General features: G+C 27.0%; 21 protein-coding genes. All 21 read right to left on the reverse strand.

Annotated features, from left to right (window positions below):
- A complete protein-coding gene (locus OMES3154_RS04605; RefSeq protein WP_156683620.1) occupies positions 1–519 on the reverse strand; it encodes a hypothetical protein in 519 nt (172 codons plus the stop codon).
- A gap of 9 nt (positions 520–528) precedes the next feature.
- Positions 529–1,461 carry a thymidine kinase gene (locus OMES3154_RS06595; RefSeq protein WP_269432418.1) on the reverse strand — a complete coding sequence of 311 codons (933 nt, stop codon included), beginning with the start codon at positions 1,459–1,461 and terminating at the stop codon, positions 529–531.
- Between the two features lie 50 nt (positions 1,462–1,511).
- Positions 1,512–2,321 carry a hypothetical protein gene (locus OMES3154_RS04615; RefSeq protein WP_156683621.1) on the reverse strand — a complete coding sequence of 270 codons (810 nt, stop codon included), beginning with the start codon at positions 2,319–2,321 and terminating at the stop codon, positions 1,512–1,514.
- The gene (gene mutL / locus OMES3154_RS04620; RefSeq protein WP_156683622.1) at positions 2,321–3,976 is read right to left on the reverse strand and encodes a DNA mismatch repair endonuclease MutL; all 1,656 of its coding nucleotides are present in this window, start codon (positions 3,974–3,976) and stop codon (positions 2,321–2,323) included. The genes OMES3154_RS04615 and mutL overlap by 1 nt, the downstream gene beginning before the upstream one ends.
- 8 nt (positions 3,977–3,984) lie before the next feature.
- Positions 3,985–4,317 (reverse strand): hypothetical protein, encoded by a 333-nt coding sequence (locus OMES3154_RS04625; RefSeq protein WP_156683623.1) that lies wholly within the window; start codon positions 4,315–4,317, stop codon positions 3,985–3,987.
- Positions 4,310–4,669 (reverse strand): hypothetical protein, encoded by a 360-nt coding sequence (locus OMES3154_RS04630; RefSeq protein ID WP_156683624.1) that lies wholly within the window; start codon positions 4,667–4,669, stop codon positions 4,310–4,312. The genes OMES3154_RS04625 and OMES3154_RS04630 overlap by 8 nt, the downstream gene beginning before the upstream one ends.
- Before the next feature lie 8 nt (positions 4,670–4,677).
- Positions 4,678–5,355 carry a response regulator transcription factor gene (locus tag OMES3154_RS04635; RefSeq protein ID WP_156683625.1) on the reverse strand — a complete coding sequence of 226 codons (678 nt, stop codon included), beginning with the start codon at positions 5,353–5,355 and terminating at the stop codon, positions 4,678–4,680.
- 3 nt (positions 5,356–5,358) lie between these two features.
- Positions 5,359–5,997 carry a peptidylprolyl isomerase gene (locus OMES3154_RS04640; RefSeq protein ID WP_156683626.1) on the reverse strand — a complete coding sequence of 213 codons (639 nt, stop codon included), beginning with the start codon at positions 5,995–5,997 and terminating at the stop codon, positions 5,359–5,361.
- 7 nt (positions 5,998–6,004) lie between these two features.
- The gene (locus OMES3154_RS04645) at positions 6,005–6,364 is read right to left on the reverse strand and encodes a hypothetical protein (RefSeq protein WP_156683627.1); all 360 of its coding nucleotides are present in this window, start codon (positions 6,362–6,364) and stop codon (positions 6,005–6,007) included.
- Positions 6,364–7,245, reverse strand: coding sequence for a GTPase Era (gene era, locus OMES3154_RS04650; protein WP_156683628.1), 882 nt, complete (start codon positions 7,243–7,245; stop codon positions 6,364–6,366). Before era ends, OMES3154_RS04645 begins: the two co-directional genes overlap by 1 nt.
- Positions 7,246–9,270, reverse strand: a complete 2,025-nt coding sequence (locus OMES3154_RS04655) for a transglycosylase domain-containing protein (protein WP_231679270.1) — start codon at positions 9,268–9,270, stop codon at positions 7,246–7,248.
- Positions 9,245–10,327, reverse strand: coding sequence for a 23S rRNA (adenine(2503)-C(2))-methyltransferase RlmN (rlmN, locus tag OMES3154_RS04660; protein WP_197271505.1), 1,083 nt, complete (start codon positions 10,325–10,327; stop codon positions 9,245–9,247). The genes OMES3154_RS04655 and rlmN overlap by 26 nt, the downstream gene beginning before the upstream one ends.
- A gap of 9 nt (positions 10,328–10,336) precedes the next feature.
- On the reverse strand, positions 10,337–11,032 hold the full coding sequence (rph, locus tag OMES3154_RS04665; RefSeq protein ID WP_156683629.1) for a ribonuclease PH: 696 nt from the start codon (positions 11,030–11,032) through the stop codon (positions 10,337–10,339).
- Between the two features lie 89 nt (positions 11,033–11,121).
- The gene (locus tag OMES3154_RS04670) at positions 11,122–11,400 is read right to left on the reverse strand and encodes an HU family DNA-binding protein (protein WP_156683630.1); all 279 of its coding nucleotides are present in this window, start codon (positions 11,398–11,400) and stop codon (positions 11,122–11,124) included.
- Between the two features lie 15 nt (positions 11,401–11,415).
- Positions 11,416–11,616: a preprotein translocase subunit SecG gene (gene secG, locus OMES3154_RS04675; protein ID WP_231679271.1), complete on the reverse strand. Its 201-nt coding sequence runs from the start codon at positions 11,614–11,616 to the stop codon at positions 11,416–11,418.
- Between the two features lie 8 nt (positions 11,617–11,624).
- Positions 11,625–12,380: a triose-phosphate isomerase gene (tpiA, locus tag OMES3154_RS04680; RefSeq protein ID WP_156683632.1), complete on the reverse strand. Its 756-nt coding sequence runs from the start codon at positions 12,378–12,380 to the stop codon at positions 11,625–11,627.
- Between the two features lie 74 nt (positions 12,381–12,454).
- A complete protein-coding gene (locus tag OMES3154_RS04685; RefSeq protein WP_156683633.1) occupies positions 12,455–12,670 on the reverse strand; it encodes a YdbC family protein in 216 nt (71 codons plus the stop codon).
- Positions 12,671–12,678: 8 nt separating this feature from the next.
- Entirely contained in the window at positions 12,679–14,160 is a 1,482-nt protein-coding gene (gltX, locus tag OMES3154_RS04690) for a glutamate--tRNA ligase (protein ID WP_156683634.1), read from the reverse strand.
- A gap of 11 nt (positions 14,161–14,171) precedes the next feature.
- A complete protein-coding gene (locus OMES3154_RS04695; protein WP_197271506.1) occupies positions 14,172–14,678 on the reverse strand; it encodes a DUF3298 domain-containing protein in 507 nt (168 codons plus the stop codon).
- Positions 14,679–14,691: 13 nt separating this feature from the next.
- Positions 14,692–16,278, reverse strand: coding sequence for an NAD(P)/FAD-dependent oxidoreductase (locus OMES3154_RS04700; protein ID WP_156683636.1), 1,587 nt, complete (start codon positions 16,276–16,278; stop codon positions 14,692–14,694).
- Complete coding sequence (locus OMES3154_RS04705) at positions 16,271–17,470, reverse strand: BaiN/RdsA family NAD(P)/FAD-dependent oxidoreductase (protein WP_156683637.1); 1,200 nt, start codon at positions 17,468–17,470, stop codon at positions 16,271–16,273. Before OMES3154_RS04705 ends, OMES3154_RS04700 begins: the two co-directional genes overlap by 8 nt.
- Between the last annotated feature and the right edge of the window lie 82 nt (positions 17,471–17,552).

Consider the following 17,552-nt stretch of genomic DNA (forward strand, 5'->3'; position numbering starts at 1 on the left):
TTAAATACCTTCTTTTAATTCATTAAGTCTATCTATTACTCTATTTACTCTTTCTTTAAAAATTTTAACTGCATCACGTTTTATTATTTCTTTTTTTATAGCGATTGCTACATATATATTTTCGCCTTCTTTAAATTTACCTAATTCTCTACTTTCTCTTGTTCTTAAATCAGCAATTTCATTAGCAAATTTTTCCATTTGATATTTATCAAACCCAGGTCCGTTTAAGTTAGAATCATTTAGCATAATCATCAACTCTTTATATGCATAATCACTAATTGCTTTGTGCATTCTAGATTCTGCATTTACTTTAGCTGACATTTCAGAATGACTTTCTTTTGATGCTACAGCTATATCTTTATCATAGTCATATCTTCCTTGCAAGTTAGCTTCAATCACTGATTTCCCTAAATGTGCTTCATGAAAAGATCTATCGCTTGTTAATAAAACAGCATTACTACAACTTAGTATACTTATACTTAGTACAAAAATCCCAATATATTTTTTCATATTTTTCATTTTTCCCCCTTATATTAAGTACTCTTTTGCACTTAAATTACATTTATTTAATAAAAATAGAGTTGTCATCATTGAATTTTCTATATTAAACTCTTTTTTGGCATATACTACTATATTGCATAATTTACTATACTCTTTCATAAGATCTATTATTGTATAATTACCTTCTATTTTTTTAGAAACACTTTCATTAGAAAAAATTATTATTTTTTTATGTACCTGTCTTAAATCATTTATTTTATCTCTAATTTCTGAAACTTTTAAACTTGTATCCAGCTTATATACATAATAATCTTTTTTAATATTTTCATCTAATTCAGATGAATTTAAGCTTATTACAAATTTTAATTTTAGATTTGCATATTGTCTTTTTCTTACTATATGGTGCATTCTACAACGAGCTTCATAGTTCTCAACACTACCTATCGAAACTAAAGGGTCATCTTCAAATGCAGGTTCTCCATTTATTAGTCTTTGACTAGAATATGCATTTTTCCCACACACCATACAAATAGCTTTTAATTTTGTAACATCATCTGCTAGTGCCATAAGTTCTGGTAATGGTTTAAATGGTTCTGCTCTAAAATCTTGGTCAAGACCTGCTACTATTACTCTTTTACCTAAGTCAACATATTTTTTACAAAGTTCTACTATTCCCTCTGGTAAAAATTGTATTTCATCTATTCCTATTACTTCAACATCAATATTTTCTTGTAATATTTTTTCCATTTGTTCTAAACTACTTACAGAGTATGCTGGGACTGTATTTTTATTATGAGAGTATATTCCGTTTTCACCGTATCTATTATCTATGCTAGGACTAAAAACTAAAATTTTTTGTTTTGCATAATTAGCTCTTCTTAATCTTCTTATAAGTTCTTCACTCTTACCTGAAAACATACTTCCTGTTACTACTTCTAAACGTCCTATAAAATTCTCCACAAAACTCACTCCCTTATTAAATTATATTATATATACTTTATTTATGCAATTTATTTTTTTATGATATTTTTATTTAATTTTTTAACCATGAAAAACACACTATGACTATTTCTTTTTGTATCATAAATAACTAAATCCGCATTCTTTATTTTATCTCTATACCTTACTGCATCTTCCACACTAATGTATTCTACATTTTCATCTGTAACTGATTTGTATCCACCAACTCTTACTATCTTTTTACCTTTTTCTCTCGGCTTTATTTTATCATCAAAGTCAATTTCAATATCTAAATCTATATCAGTTAGCTTTATATTATCTAATATTTCTTTTAATTCCTTATTTTCTTTTTTATACTCTTCCAGCTCTTTTTCAATTTTTTTTACGTATTCTATATACTCAAGATACATAGCTACTGTATTTGAAAATTCACTATCTTTTTTATTATGGTATCTTTTTATACTATCATCTAATTTTTGCATACTTTTTATGTATTCTAAATAAATGTTATAGTAAAAAGTTTTGTTATACTCTTTAACTACGCTATATACATATGAACTTACTGGATTAATACCTACTTTTTGTAAATTTAGTTTAAATTCACTTTTAATATCTAGTATTCCTTTACTTTCACAAAAACTTATACAGTCATTAGCTAGTTTAAGTCTTAATTTATCAAATTTTAATTTTGGATTTACTAAATTTGAAATTAAATTATCTATAATCATTTCTTTTGTATAATAGGTGTCAATGTAAAAATTTTTTATTAAACTTTTATCATCATATATATTTAGTATTAAGGATTCTAAAACCTTGTCTTCATTTAATTTATTTATTATATCACTTATTATTTTTTTCATTACAATATTCTCTTGTGCATTTTATCTAACATTTCTTTACTTACTTTTGCAATAACTGGCCTACCGTGTGGGCAGTTATACTTGTTTATTTCATGTAGTTTACTAACAAGTTTTTGCATCTGATTTGCATCTAGTTTTTGCCCTGCCATTATAGAAGATCTACAAGCTATTGATATTATTACATTTTCTCTAATATCAACAACTGAATCACTTGTTTTAAGCGACTCTACCATTTTTTCTATAACACTTTTTATACTTACCCTTAATTCAAAGTCAGGAACTTGTCTTACAACTATTTCTTTTTCGCTAATTAATTCTATATCAAATTTAAATTCGTTAAATATATCTATATTTGAAAAAATTACATCTTTTGTTATTTCATCAAGCTCTATAACTTCTGGAATTAGTAACTGTTTTGCACCTAATATTTGATTAGCATATCTTTCTTTTAACTCTTCATATTTTATACGCTCATGCATTGCATGTTGATCATAAAAATCTATAGAGTCTTCTTTTTTTACTAATACGTAGGTATCAAAAGCTTGCCCTATTATATCATATATATCCTTTGAATTTTCACTAACAGAAAATATACTTTGTATATATCCTTTTGGACTATATGAAAAGCTATCAATTTTATCTACTTCTTCTTTCTTATTAGTTTCAGAAATTGTTTCATTCGTATAATCTTTTCTATCATCTAATCTAAAAAAATCTTCAATTTCTTTTTTTATTTGACCATACACAATTTTTTCATCTGAAAATTTAACTATTTTTTTTGATGGATGCACATTAACATCAACCTCACTTGGGTTTATGTCATAAAAGATTATAGCAAATGGGTATTTGTGCTTCATAAGTTTCATATAGTAAGCATCGATAACTGCTCTTTCTATTAAATTTGACTTAGTATATCTATTATTTACATAAGTAAATATATAGTTTTTAGAGGCCCTAAAAATTTCTGAATTCCCTAGATAACCGTACTTAAATTTCTTTAAATTTTTAAATATACCCTTACCAAATACTTCATATACAGTATTATCAATTCCTCTACCTGATGTTTTTATTACACTTTTTCCATCAATAACAAGGTTTGTACTAACCTCTACTGCACTAAGTGCTAGCTTTAGTACTATATCTTTAATATTCATTATTTCTGTTGATTCTTTATTTAAAAATTTTTTTCTGGCAGGGGTATTGTAGAATAAGTTTCTAATTTCTATTACAGTTCCTGTTTTCATGGCAACACTTTTATCAGCTATTATATTTCCTCCATATATTGTTACCATATGACCAATTTTCATATCATTAGTCTTTGAAGATATATTCATTTTAGATACAGCTGCTATAGAAGCTAATGCTTCTCCACGAAACCCAAAACTAGATAAATTAAATATATCATCTTTTTTTGATATTTTAGATGTTGCATGTCTTTCAACTGATAAATATATATCGTCTTTTTGCATACCAGTTCCATCATCTGTTATTTTAATATAGTTTAATTTATCAGAAATCTCTATTAAAATATTTTTAGCCTTCGCATCTAAGCTATTTTCATAAAGCTCTTTTATTAAAGAAGCATAGTTTTCGACTACTTCTCCAGCAGCTATTATATTTGATATATTCTCATCTAATATGTGAATTAGTCCCATATCTCTCCCTATTTATCACTTTTATATATTATATACTTATTAAATATTATGTGTATTACTATTAAGATGATTAGAATAAATAAGCTGTCTATATTTAATTTTATTGAAAATAAAATTAGTATTATAAAAGATTGCACTATAGCTTCTATCATACTTACTTTATATGCTAAGTAATTTACTTTTCTCCAATTATATATATTTTTTATTGAATATTCTGTTCTAAAACCATCTTTTTGAGTTAGTTTATAGTCTTTTGAGGCTTTTTTGTATCTTAGCCCACAAAACACAACATACATTGGAATTATACTAACTAAAATAAGGTCTATTACTACTTTATTCATACTTTTTAGATACCATTATGGTAATTCCATATGAAATTAATATTGATAATAAGTAGCTTATTATTATAAATGTTAATAAGTCTTCACCTAAAAAATGCTTAGAATAAAGCTTTAGTATATTTTCTGCAATAACTACAGCTACTTGAATTACATATATTACAAAATAAGTTATATATGTTTTTTTATTAACCTCATTGTATATTTCTAGGCTTTTTTTAGCTGTTTTAAATTGAACACCTACTTTATCTTCTATTTTATCAGCAATAGATGCTTTTTTATATGACATTAGTATAAAATATGATGGTACTAATAAAAACACTGGTACAAAATAATCAAGTATTATTTTAAACATAAAATCTCCTATTCTCTTAAAATATATCCAGCTCCCCTTACTGTTTCAATAAGTTTAACTGGATTATCTTTATTTATTTTCTTTCTAATCCCTGTTATGTATACATCAACTAAGTTACTATTAAATGTAAAACTAACATCCCAAATTTTTTCAGCTATCATACTTCTTGTTAAAATTCTATTTTTATTTTTCAAAAAAAACTCTAATATCTTATATTCTTTATTAGTTAAATCTATTAGTTTATTATTTCTTAAAACTTCCCTATTTTCTATATTTAATTTTAAGTCACGACACTCTAATATATTTTCATTATTAGCTTGACTGTAACGGTTTATAATTCTCTCTATAGCTTTTAACTTATATGATAATTCAAATACACTTTTTTTTGCTGGATAATAGTCATCTACTCCTAAATAATAACCATCTATTTTAAGATCAACATTTATATCCTTGTAAATAGCTAATATATACATTTTTTTTGCTCTTATTCTAAGTTTTTCAACTAAATCTAAAAAGTCTAATATATCATCTATATATATTATAGCCATATCATAGTTATCTATGTTTTTCAACATTTCTATGTCTAATTCATCTTCTATGTTGTTTATAAAATAGTTTAGCTCTGATAAAATATTTTTATACTTAGTTTTCATACTGTCTTGTTTACTAAAAAGTAATATTTTCATATTTTACTTCTTTTCTAATAATTTTTTTTCTAATTCTTTTATCTTTTTTTCATTTTCTTTTCTTTCTGCATCCCATTTTTCAATGTGTGATTTAAATCTATCTAAGTACTCTTCTTTACTTTCACCATTTATTATTACATCTTCAATAATATCTCCAACTTCAATTGATTTTGCTAAAATTAAATCATCACTTGATTTTAATGTTGCAAAAGCTGTGTAGTTATCATTTAATGAAGGCAATGCTTCTTTTGTTATGAAAAATTGTGAACTACTTGTATTTTTACCAGCATTAGCCATACCAACCATTCCTGAATAATTGAATTTTAAAAATCCATCAAATTCATCAGGAACTACATAACCTGCTCCACCTGTACCATTTGCGTTAGGATCTCCTGATTGTATTACAGCAGCATCAACTCTATGGAATACTAAGTTATCATAAAAATTACTTTCAGCTAAGTATATAAAATTAGCTACAGCAAGTGGTGCTGATGTTGGATATAGGAATAAATTTATATCCCCTTTATTTGTAACTATAGTTGCACTTAAATTGTAATTTTCATACATTTTTTCTCTATCTGTTAAACTTGAACATGCAAGTAGTGATATACCTAACATAACTGTCATTAAAAATTTTTTCATGTTTTTTTTACCTTCCTTCTTGTAATCTTATTTGTTCTTCTATATTTATTTCCATATTAAAATCATAGTTATATATTGGAAAATCAAATTCAACAACCTCTAATTTTAATTTATCTTTAAAAAATGTTCTACTATCTCTAGCTATTTTATCATATATAACTAGTATTAATATTGACTTAGTATCTCCTTGAACTGCTTCAACAAGCTTTACCATTCTATTATTATCTATCCCGAGACTATTCTTTAATACTCTTTCATAGGCTTCTTCACTTAAAGCTATATCGTATAGGGCATATACAACTTCTGGTAAAACCATGCCAAATAATATTTTAGGGCTACTTATTTTTTTTATATTTATAACTCCCATTATATCTTATACCCCATTTCTTCTATAAATTTCTTGTCTTTTCTCCAATTTTTCTTTATTTTAACCCACAATCTTAAATTTACTTTTTTAGAAATTAAATTTTCTATTTCTTTTCTTGATTCTATTCCTATTTTTTTTATAAGCTTACCATTTTCACCTATTATTATCCCCTTTTGTGATGTTCTTTCAACATAAATAGTAACATCATAATGCCTAATATTAGGTAGAGTTTTAACATTTGTTATTTCAACAACCACACTATGAGGTATTTCATCTCTTGTATTTAGTAAGATTTTCTCTCTTATAACTTCTATTACGATTCTATTAACACTCATATCAGTGTAATAGTCTTCTGGATAAAACCATATATCATTTGTAAAATATTTTTTTGTAACATCATATATTTTATGAACTCCAATTAAATATTCGCTACTTAATGTTATTATTTCTGAATAACCTTTTAACTTTTCATCTATTTCTTTAATTTTTTCACTAATATCTTCATCAGTCATTTTATCAATCTTATTTATTACAATTACAAATGGTGTATTAACTTTTAATATATTTTCATATATAAATAGATCGCCTGTTGATATGACCTCTTCCCCATCTAGAATAAATAATATTACATCTGACTCTTCTAAGGTATTTAAAGATACAGTTGTCATGTATTCTCCCATTAAATTTTTGGGCTTGTGAATACCTGGAGTGTCAAAAAATATATATTGAGTATCCGCTATATTTGTTATTCCTTTTATTTGTTCTCTTGTTGTTCCTGATTTGTCTGAAACTATTGCTAATTTTTCCTTTATCAACCTATTTAATAAAGTAGATTTACCTACATTTGGTCTTCCTATTAATGATACATATCCTGATTTCATTTAATTTGCCTCCTTTATATCAAACATACTTATGTAGTCTTTTTCATTTTCTATTGGTTCAGTCCCTTTTTTAAATAAGGCATCTTCAGCATTTATATTGTCATTATCTAAAAGTCCGTTTGTAATATCTATTCTTTTTTCAATATATTTACCTGATATTTGTCCATCTATAATTTCTGTAAAATCTCCTACATTATAGATATTGCTATCTACAATAGATTGCATGTATCTTTTCCATATTGGAATTGCAGCAGCTGATCCTGTCATTTTTTTACCCATTGACATATTATCATCACGACCTACATAAACTACTGTTGTTAAATTTGGTGTGTATCCCGAAAACCAAGCAGTAACATTATCATTTGTAGTTCCAGTTTTTCCTGCCATAGCTATTAACTTACCATTTTTGTAGACTTTTGACCTTACACTTGCACCGTGTTTTACTGTGTTAGCTAACATATATGTCATTAAATTTACTGAATCTTTATCATATATTCTTACTTTTTCTATATTTGCATCATATATTACTTCACCGTATCTATTTTCTATTTTATAAATAAATTTAGGTTCAACTTTGTATCCTCCATTAGACAAGGCTACATAGAATTTAGCTAACTCATAGGGGCTTGTACTTATACTACCTAATGCTAGTGTTAGATTTTCAGGGAAATCTTTAGTCTTAATACCGGCTTTATACCAGTTAGAACGAACTTTATCTATTCCAACTTTTTCTAATAGCTTAATACTTGCTATATTATTTGAAGTTTCTAATGCTTTTAACATTGTAATATTTGACTTATACATATTATTGTAGTTTGATGGTATCCACTCACCATATTCTACTAAACTATCTTCTAATACAATATTCATTGGATATTTTTCATCTAGTGCGGTTAAATATACAACAGGTTTAAAATTAGAACCTACTTGTCTATTAGCTTGAAGTGCTCTATTAAAATCACCTTTATTATTATTTTTACCACCAACTATAGCTTTAATAAATCCGTTATTACTATCTATTGAAATTAATGATGCTTCCAACTCTTTAATTTTATTTAAGTTATCATCATCTCTAAATGCGTTATATGCTGCTTTTTGCATATCTATATCTATAGTTGAATATACCTTATATCCACTAAACAGTTCATTTTCTTCATCATCTTTAATTCCTAATATTCTTTTCATTTCACTTAAAACAATACTTGTTATCTCTGGTGCTATATTAGAATTAGAAATCTCACTTGCTTCTTTAATTTCCTCTAGCTTTTTACTTGTAACAAAGTCTATTTCCTCAAGTTTTGATTTATTGTAATCAGCCTCGCTTATGAACTTCCCATCATACATTAATTTTAATACAACTAAATGTCTAGCTCTTGCATTTTTTAATTTTGAATACTTTGCAGGAGACTTAGGAATACTAGCTAGTGTTGCAGCTTGAGCTATAGTTAATTTATCTGGAAGTACTCCAAAATATTTTAAAGATGCATTTTTTATTCCATATACTCCCTTACCAAAATTGATGGTATTTAAGTAATATTCTAGTATTTCATCTTTTGTATAAATTCTCTCCATTTCAGTTGCTAATACTGCTTCTTCTATCTTTCTTTTTATTGATCTTTCTCTTGTTAAAAAAGCATTTTTAACTAACTGCTGAGTAATTGTACTACCACCTTGTCTACTTTTACTAAAAACATTTAAATAAACTGCTTTTGCTAATCTTAAATAGTCTAATCCATAGTGATTTTTAAATCTTTTATCTTCAACAGCTAAAAAAGCATTTTGAACATGAATAGGTATATCATTAATTTTAATTGGGTCTCTATTTTCAAGTGCTAGAACATCTATTTGTCTTCCTTTTATGTCATAAATTATTGAAGGTTTTATTGGTTCATAATTTTCTAGTATTTCAACTGGATATTTTTTTGATACTTTGTAATAAGTATAGCCCGCTAACGATAGTAAAAAAATCATTGAAAATATAGCTAAAATCAATATATACTTAAATATTTTCTTTATTACTTTCAATATCTTCTTTCTCCTTTTTAATTTTTAATTGTCCACATGCTGCAGCTATATCTTCACCTTTTGTTTCCCTTAGTGTTACATTTATTTTAGATCTTTTTAATGTATTATAAAATTCTGTTGCTTCTTTTTTACTTGGTGTCTCATAAGGTTTACCTTCAACAATGTTATATGGTATTAAATTAACATGAGCATTAAATGATTTTAAAAACGCAACTAAACTACTTGCAGCGCTACCATCTATATTAAAATCTTTTATCAATATATATTCAAAACTTACTCTATTTTTTGTAAGTTCTTGATATTTTATTAAAGACTCTTTTAATCTTTCTAACGGATATCTTTTATTTATTGGCATAATAATATTTCTTACCTCATCAGTTGCAGCGTGTAATGATATTGCAAGATGTACTTGTTTTTCATCCTCTGCCAATTTCTCTATTTGAGGAGCTAATCCTGATGTTGAAATTGTAAAATTTCTTTTAGATATATTTTGCCCTTTTTCATAATTTAGTATGTTAATTGATTTTATTACATTATCATAATTTAAAAATGGTTCTCCCATACCCATATATACTAAGTTAGAAACTTTCTCGTTAGTTTTTCTTAACTCTTTTTGTACAAAATATAGCTGCATAACTATTTCGGCTGCTGTTAAATTTTTTTCAAACTTCATAGTTCCTGTAGCACAAAAATCACAAGCTAATGCACAACCTACTTGGCTACTTACACATAAAGTTTTTCTATTATCATGCATTAATAAGACTGTCTCAACTAAAAACTTATGATTTAGTGAGAACAAGAACTTTTTGGTTTCCTTATCTTTTGATTCAAGTATCTTTATACATTTAATACTTGGTATCTCAAAATACTCAGGTAGTTTTAATCTTATATCTTTTTTTATATTTGTAAAGTTATCAAAATCAAATTCTAGCTTATTATGTATAAAATCAAATATTTGACTTGCTACATATTTTTTACAATCTAATTTATTTACAACTATATTTTCTATTTCTTCTAAACTAGCTTCTATTAAGTTTAGTTTTTTTATTTCACTCATTTTTATCCCCTATAAAAGAAAAAGTAAATCAAAGGCATTTTTTGATATTTCTATAAAATCTAATAAATCTTTATATACAAAAGTTTTACCTTCGCCTGTACCTTGTATTTCTATAAATTCATTTTTATTATTCATTATTATATTCATATCAACTTCAGCTATTGAATCTTCACTATAATCTAAATCTAGTAAGACTTCTCCATTAACCTTACCTACACTAACTGCTGCAATTTTTGATTTTAATGGATTTTTTTCTAATTCTTTAGTTTCTAATAATTTTTCTATTGCTTTTTCTAAAGCTAAATAACCTCCTGTAATAGAAGCTGTTCTAGTTCCACCATCAGCCTGTAACACATCGCAGTCTATAGTTATTGTTTTTTCACCTAGTAATTCAAAATCTAGTGCTGCTCTTAGACTTCTACCTATTAATCTTTGTATTTCAACCGTTCTACCACTTTGTTTTCCTTGTTGGCTTTCTCTTTTTGTTCTTTTTTCAGTTGCAGTAGGTAACATTTGATATTCTGCAGTTAACCAACCTCTATTTTGACCTTTCAAAAATAAAGGAACCTTATTTTCTATACTTGCTGTACATAGAACTTTAGTGTTCCCATACTCTATTAGAATTGAACTCATCGCATTGGTTGTAAAATTTTCAGTAATTTTTAATTCTCTTAATTCATTGTTTTTTCTATTATTCTTTCTCATACTTCTTCCCTCATTATATATATATTCATTATATCAATTTTAGGCACTTTTTTCAAATAAAAAAAGCCGCCATAAGGCAGCTTAATAACTTATTTAGATGCTACTAAATCAGCTAATTTTTTACCAACTTTGAATTTAATAACTCTTTTTGAAGGTATTTCTATATCTTCACCAGTTCTAGGGTTTCTTCCTTTTCTAGCTTCTTTTTCTTTAGTTGTAAATGATCCCCATCCTACAAATTGAACATCTTTACCTTCTACTAAAGATTCTTCAACTAATTGTAAGAAAGCATTTACTAATTCTTCTGATCTTTTTTTAGATTCACCTGATTTAAGTGCAAATCCTTCAACAAATTCTTTTTTTGACATTGTTTTCCTCCCAATTTATCTAAATATACTATAAATAACTGCTAATACTAGAAATAGTATCGCTGTGTATTCCGTAAATTTTTCTATACCGTCTTTTTCTTGATCTAGTATAGCTTCTGTTTTTGCAACAGTTTGACTTTTATCTGGTTGCATAAGCACTACTGTAACTAATGTTATTGATACAAGAACCATTACGATAACAAGTAAATTTCTCATTATCCCTCCTAATTTTTCCCTGCTTCAATTAACTTAGCAAATGATTTTGCTTCTAAACTTGCACCACCTATAAGTCCACCATCAATATCAGACTCATTTAATAATTCAACTACATTTTCTGGTTTCATTGATCCACCATATAGTATAGATATTTCATCTGAAACTTCTTGACCATACATATCTGCTAGTAAGTCTCTTATATACTTATGTACATCTTGTGCCATTTCAGGAGTAGCAGTTTTACCTGTTCCTATTGCCCAAACTGGTTCATAAGCTATTACTACATTTTTTGCATCTTCTTTGCTTACATCTTTTAAACCTTCAACTATTTGTGTTTTAACAACATTTTTAGTTTCGTTAGCTTCTCTTTCTTCTAATTTTTCACCAATACATAAAATTGGGATTAGTTTTGTTTCAAGAGCTAATTTAACTTTTTCATTTACATGAAAATCAGTATCTCCGTAGTATTCTCTTCTTTCAGAATGTCCTATTATTACATAGTTTACATCTATATCTTTTAACATAAGTGGAGAAATTTCTCCAGTATATGCACCTTTTAAACGATTTCCCATGTTTTGTGCTGCAATTTTTACTATTGAATTTTTAGTTAGTTCACTCGCTACTGTTAATGAAGTGAAAGGTGTTGCAATAATTACATTTGCATTTACATCTTTTATCATAGGTAGTAATTCGTTTAAAAATTCCTTTGTTTCAGAAACTGTTTTATTCATTTTCCAGTTTCCTGCAATTATAGTTTTTCTCATTATTTGTCCTCCATGTCTATTATGGTATGATTTTAACACATTTTTTTTACTAATGCAATAAAATAAGGCTTAAATTAGAAATTTTCTAGTATTTCTTTTAATTTTTCTATTTCTTCTTCGCTAAGAGATAATCCCTTTGACATAGATTTATGTTCTGGGTCCCATTCCCTTATATCTAGCTTAGCCTTTCTACCATTCCAACTAACCATATTAACTTCCTTTGTCCAACCGCTTTTGTTAGTTGATAATATTCCTAAATGTTTTTCAATTTCAAATTTAATATCTGCCATTTTTTCTCCTAAAATTGATTTATTCTGTTTAATGTTCTTGTTTTACCTATAACTGATATTATTGTATATAAATCTGGTCCTTTACTTTGTCCTGTTAATAATGCTCTTATTGGCATCATAACAACACTAGGCCCTTCATTTAAAGTTTGCTTTATTTCATCTAAGATTTCAATAGCACGAGCTTCACTAATTTCTTCATTTTCATTAGAAATTTTTTCTTTAAATAACTTAATAGCTTCTTTTCCTTTTTCATTTTCTAATGCTTCTAGTAATCTTGTAACAGATTTTCTTTCTTTTTTATTCATATCTTCAGTTACAACTGGAAGTGAAAATTTATCTACAAAGTATACACTACTTAGACTTGCAAGTTCTTTTAAGGTGTGTGCCCCTTCTCTTACTATTTCTACTACTCTTTTGAATTTTTCATCACTAATAGCGCTCATATCATATAGATTTTCATAATAAGGTCTAGCTAGTTTCATTAACTCATCTAAATCTTTTAATCTCATATGTTGATTATTTACCCAAGCTAGTTTAACTAAATCAAATACAGGCCCACCTAAAGATATTCTATCAAAACTAAAATCTTTTATCATTTCGTCTAATGTGAATATTTCTCTACCATCAGGCATACTCCAACCCATTAGGGCTAAGAAATTTAACATTCCTTCTTTTAAGTAACCTTCTTCTTTATAGTAGTTTAATGATACTGGATTTTTTCTTTTAGATATCTTTGTCTTATCTGCATTTCTTAAAAGTGGCATGTGATACCAATTAGGTTCATCCCAACCAAATGCTTTATATAATTGAACATGTTTTGGTGTTGATGCTATCCATTCTTCTGCCCTTATAACATCAGTAACACCCATTAAATGATCATCAACTATATTAGCTAAATGATATGTAGGAAAACCATCTGATTTTAATAAGACTTGGTCATCTATTTTTGAGTTATCAAAAAATACATCTCCTCTTAATTTATCTTTTACAACAGTTTGTCCTTCATAAGGCATTTTTAATCTAATTATATGTTCAACTTTATCTTCTATTTTTTTATCTATTTCTTCTTTTGTAAGCTTTCTGCATAGGCCATCATAACCAGGAGCAATTTTCATTGCTTTTTGTCTTTCTCTTAATTTTTCTAATCTTTCATTAGTACAAAAACAATAATATGCTTCACCTTTTTTTACTAAATCCTCTGCATATTTAGCATAAACATCTTGTTCCATTCTTTCTGATTGTCTATATGGTCCATATGGTCCTCCATTATCTGGACCTTCATCGTAATATAGCCCTAACCATTTCATAGCTTCAAATATTTGAGCTTCAGATGTTTCGCTATATCTAGTTCTATCTGTGTCTTCTATTCTTAATAAGAAATCTCCACCGTTATGTTTAGAATAAGCATAATTAAATAAACCAATGTATGCCGTTCCTACATGCGGATCTCCAGTTGGAGATGGAGCAATTCTTGTTCTAATTTTTTTCATTTTCCCTCCGATTATTTAACTAATTGATAAGAAAATTCTAATAATCCAGAACTATGTGGTCCTAATACATATTGTGGGAAAACAAATATTAAATTTTTTCCATTTAAAATCATTACAGCATCATCTAAATTAACTTTCGCATCATTGAAGTATTTTCCTGTTTTATCTTGTTTAACAATTTTTTGAATATCCTCTGTAAAGAATTTTTTAGTTTCCTCATTTACAAAAGCTTTTCTAAGATCTACTAATTTACCATCTTGATTATATGATTTTGCTTCAATTTTTACTTCAGGATTTGCCATACCTTCAGTTAATTTTTCTATAATCTTAAATTCTGTTGTTATTCCAAACACGCTTTCAAATTTTGCAACTGATTCTTTTACTGGATTTTCTTTCACAGCCTTTGTTTGCACATTTTCATTTTTTACTTGTTCACCATTTGTTGCTGCTGAACATGAAGCAAATGATAACACTAACCCCAATCCTAATAATGTTTTTTTAACTTTGTTTAATTTCATTTCTATCTCTCCTTTATTTTTCATTTTCTATCATTTCAATAATTTTTTCAGCACATCTTATTCCATCGACTGCTGCACTCATAATACCACCAGCATATCCTGCACCTTCTCCACAAGGTATGATTCCTACTACACTAGAATTAAATTGTTCATCTCTATCTATTCTAATAGGGGAACTACTTCTACTTTCAACACCTGTTAGTATTGCTCCATTTTCACTAAAGCCTTTTAATTTATTATTAAGTAAACTAAGACCTTCTCTTAATGAGATATTTAAATATTCTGGTAAAATTTCATTTAAATTTGCCAGCTTATACCCTATACTATAACTAGGTACTACATCTAGAATTTTTGTAGACTTCCTATTATTTATATAGTCAGTAACTAACTGAACTGGAGCATGATAGTTAGATCCTCCTAATTTAAATGCTTTTTCTTCAATCTCTCTTTGAAATTCTACCCCTGATAAAACATCTTCACCTAAATCACTTGGATTAACATTTACTAATACTGCTGAATTTGCATTTTCTAAACTTCTAGCATTGTAGCTCATACCATTTACAACAAGCCTATTTTCCTCACTACTAGATGGTACTACAACTCCTCCAGGGCACATACAAAATGTATATACTCCTCTATTATTTGCTCTAACATTTAGCTTATACTCAGCAGGTGGCAGCTTAAATCTAAAAGCCCTATATTGACTTTTATCAATAAAACTTTGTTTATGCTCTATTCTAAATCCTACAGCAAATATTTTTTTACTCATAGTCATATTTTTATCTCTTAGCATATAGAAAGTATCTCTTGCACTATGGCCCAGAGCTAAAATACAGTGATTCGTATCTATCTGGTATATATTACCACTTATTTGCTTAATTTTCAAACTTTTTAACTTATTTTTTTGAGTTTCATAATCTATGAACTGACTATTAAATCTATACTCCCCACCTAAGCTTTCTATAGTGTGTCTGATATTTTTAACAATATCAACTAAAACGTCCGTTCCTATGTGTGGTTTTGATATATATGCTATTTCTTTATCAGCTCCTGCTTTTATTAGCTCGTCTACTACAACTTTTATTCTATCATTATGAGTATTAGTTGTTAATTTACCATCAGAAAAAGTTCCAGCTCCACCTTCACCAAATTGTACATTAGACTCTGTTTTTAATTTACCCGTTTCAAAAAAGTTATATACATCTTTAACTCTATTTTCAACTTTTTCTCCTCTTTCAATAATTATTGGCTTTAAATTAGCTCTAGCTAATATTAAACCAGCAAATATACCGGCAGGTCCTGATCCTACAATTATTGGTCTTTTACCCTTATACCAAGATAAATCAGGAATTATATATTCTGCTTCAATAATTTTTTTAATATTATTGTCATTTACATAGTAATCTTCATTATCAAATTCAATATCTACTGTATATATATATTTAGGAACTTTTAGCTTTGCTCTTGCATCTATTGCCTTATTTGAAATTCTAAATTTATCAATCTTAAGATTTCTATTTTTTAAAACTTCTCTTATTTTATCCTTTATATTCTCTTCATTATGATCAATGTCAACTGTTATACCTGTTATTCTAATCATCTAATCCTCCAACTGTAAGGCTACTTGCAAAATTAAACTGCAGATTATATCCTCCACAATCTCCAAATATATCAACTATTTCACCAATGAAATACAAGTTTTCATGAATTTTTGACTCGAAATTTAATGTTAATTCATTAGAGTCTACTCCACCTTTTGTAACTTGTGCGTTTTTAAAGCCTGTTGTATCATAAGCTTTTATTCTATAATCTTTAATATTTTTGACTAAGTTTTCCAATATCTTATCGCTAATTTCACATACCAATACATTTAATTTTTCAAGTCCTGATTTTTTTAATAAAAACATTCCTAGTTTTTTATGTAAAATGCCATTTAAAAATTCTGTTGCTTCTAAAAAGTATAGTTTATTAACCCTATCTTTTAGAAATTCTAGTAATTTTGTATGAGTATATTCTTCTAAAAAGTCTATTGAAAATTCTATTGAAAATCCATGTAAAGCCGTTAGATATGAACTATTAAATATTACAGGCCCTGATATTCCATAGCTAGTGAATAGAATTTCATCTTTTTCTACCCTTAGTAATTTATTATTATCATATACCTTTAAAGTTACATCTTGTTTTATTCCTTCAAGACCTTTAATATATATAGGGTCTGTTTTTAATTGAACTAATACAGGTTCCAAACTTGTTATGCTATGTGAGAAACTTTTAGCTATTTCATAACCACTACCATCACTACCAAGCTCTTTATATGAATTACCACCTGTTGCAATTACTAATTTATATGCTTTATATTCATTTACATAAAAAATATCTTTTGACTTATAGCACGAATTAATTTCCGTATTATATACTATATCGCAAGCTAAGTAGCTTAGCATATTTCGTATAGCATCAACTACAGAACTTGCTTGTAGTGAATTGGGATAAACTTTACCATTTTTTAGTTCTTTATGTAATATCCCTAAATTCGAAAAATATTCTATAATCCTTTCTGGAGGATAGTTTTTCATTGTATTTTCTATAAGTAATTTATTATTTCCATAATAGTTATCTTTAGTAGCATTTATATTTGTAAAATTACATCTACCATTTCCAGTAACTAACAACTTTTTTAAAATTCTATCCTTATGTTCAATTATCAAAACTTTTTTTCCTTTTTTTAGTAGCTCAATTGCTAGTATACAGCCACTAGCACCACCACCTATAATTATATAATCGTATACCATATTTACCTCACTTTTTACTAGTAATATTTTATCATACTTTTTTTATTTTATCAAAAAAAGATGGCATAAAGCCATCTTAAAA

The organism is Oceanivirga miroungae (genome assembly GCF_902505095.1).
GTDB lineage: Bacteria > Fusobacteriota > Fusobacteriia > Fusobacteriales > Leptotrichiaceae > Oceanivirga > Oceanivirga miroungae.

What these genes read in the sequence shown, in the direction of transcription:
- OMES3154_RS04605 (WP_156683620.1), bottom strand. Translation starts at nt 519, where the DNA reads ATGAAAAATATGAAAAAATATATTGGGATTTTTGTACTAAGTATAAGT.
- OMES3154_RS04615 (WP_156683621.1), bottom strand. Translation starts at nt 2,321, where the DNA reads ATGAAAAAAATAATAAGTGATATAATAAATAAATTAAATGAAGACAAG.
- mutL (WP_156683622.1), bottom strand. Translation starts at nt 3,976, where the DNA reads ATGGGACTAATTCACATATTAGATGAGAATATATCAAATATAATAGCT.
- OMES3154_RS04625 (WP_156683623.1), bottom strand. Translation starts at nt 4,317, where the DNA reads ATGAATAAAGTAGTAATAGACCTTATTTTAGTTAGTATAATTCCAATG.
- OMES3154_RS04630 (WP_156683624.1), bottom strand. Translation starts at nt 4,669, where the DNA reads ATGTTTAAAATAATACTTGATTATTTTGTACCAGTGTTTTTATTAGTA.
- OMES3154_RS04635 (WP_156683625.1), bottom strand. Translation starts at nt 5,355, where the DNA reads ATGAAAATATTACTTTTTAGTAAACAAGACAGTATGAAAACTAAGTAT.
- OMES3154_RS04640 (WP_156683626.1), bottom strand. Translation starts at nt 5,997, where the DNA reads ATGAAAAAATTTTTAATGACAGTTATGTTAGGTATATCACTACTTGCA.
- OMES3154_RS04645 (WP_156683627.1), bottom strand. Translation starts at nt 6,364, where the DNA reads ATGGGAGTTATAAATATAAAAAAAATAAGTAGCCCTAAAATATTATTT.
- era (WP_156683628.1), bottom strand. Translation starts at nt 7,245, where the DNA reads ATGAAATCAGGATATGTATCATTAATAGGAAGACCAAATGTAGGTAAA.
- rlmN (WP_197271505.1), bottom strand. Translation starts at nt 10,327, where the DNA reads ATGAGTGAAATAAAAAAACTAAACTTAATAGAAGCTAGTTTAGAAGAA.
- rph (WP_156683629.1), bottom strand. Translation starts at nt 11,032, where the DNA reads ATGAGAAAGAATAATAGAAAAAACAATGAATTAAGAGAATTAAAAATT.
- OMES3154_RS04670 (WP_156683630.1), bottom strand. Translation starts at nt 11,400, where the DNA reads ATGTCAAAAAAAGAATTTGTTGAAGGATTTGCACTTAAATCAGGTGAA.
- secG (WP_231679271.1), bottom strand. Translation starts at nt 11,616, where the DNA reads ATGAGAAATTTACTTGTTATCGTAATGGTTCTTGTATCAATAACATTA.
- tpiA (WP_156683632.1), bottom strand. Translation starts at nt 12,380, where the DNA reads ATGAGAAAAACTATAATTGCAGGAAACTGGAAAATGAATAAAACAGTT.
- OMES3154_RS04685 (WP_156683633.1), bottom strand. Translation starts at nt 12,670, where the DNA reads ATGGCAGATATTAAATTTGAAATTGAAAAACATTTAGGAATATTATCA.
- gltX (WP_156683634.1), bottom strand. Translation starts at nt 14,160, where the DNA reads ATGAAAAAAATTAGAACAAGAATTGCTCCATCTCCAACTGGAGATCCG.
- OMES3154_RS04695 (WP_197271506.1), bottom strand. Translation starts at nt 14,678, where the DNA reads ATGAAATTAAACAAAGTTAAAAAAACATTATTAGGATTGGGGTTAGTG.
- OMES3154_RS04700 (WP_156683636.1), bottom strand. Translation starts at nt 16,278, where the DNA reads ATGATTAGAATAACAGGTATAACAGTTGACATTGATCATAATGAAGAG.
- OMES3154_RS04705 (WP_156683637.1), bottom strand. Translation starts at nt 17,470, where the DNA reads ATGGTATACGATTATATAATTATAGGTGGTGGTGCTAGTGGCTGTATA.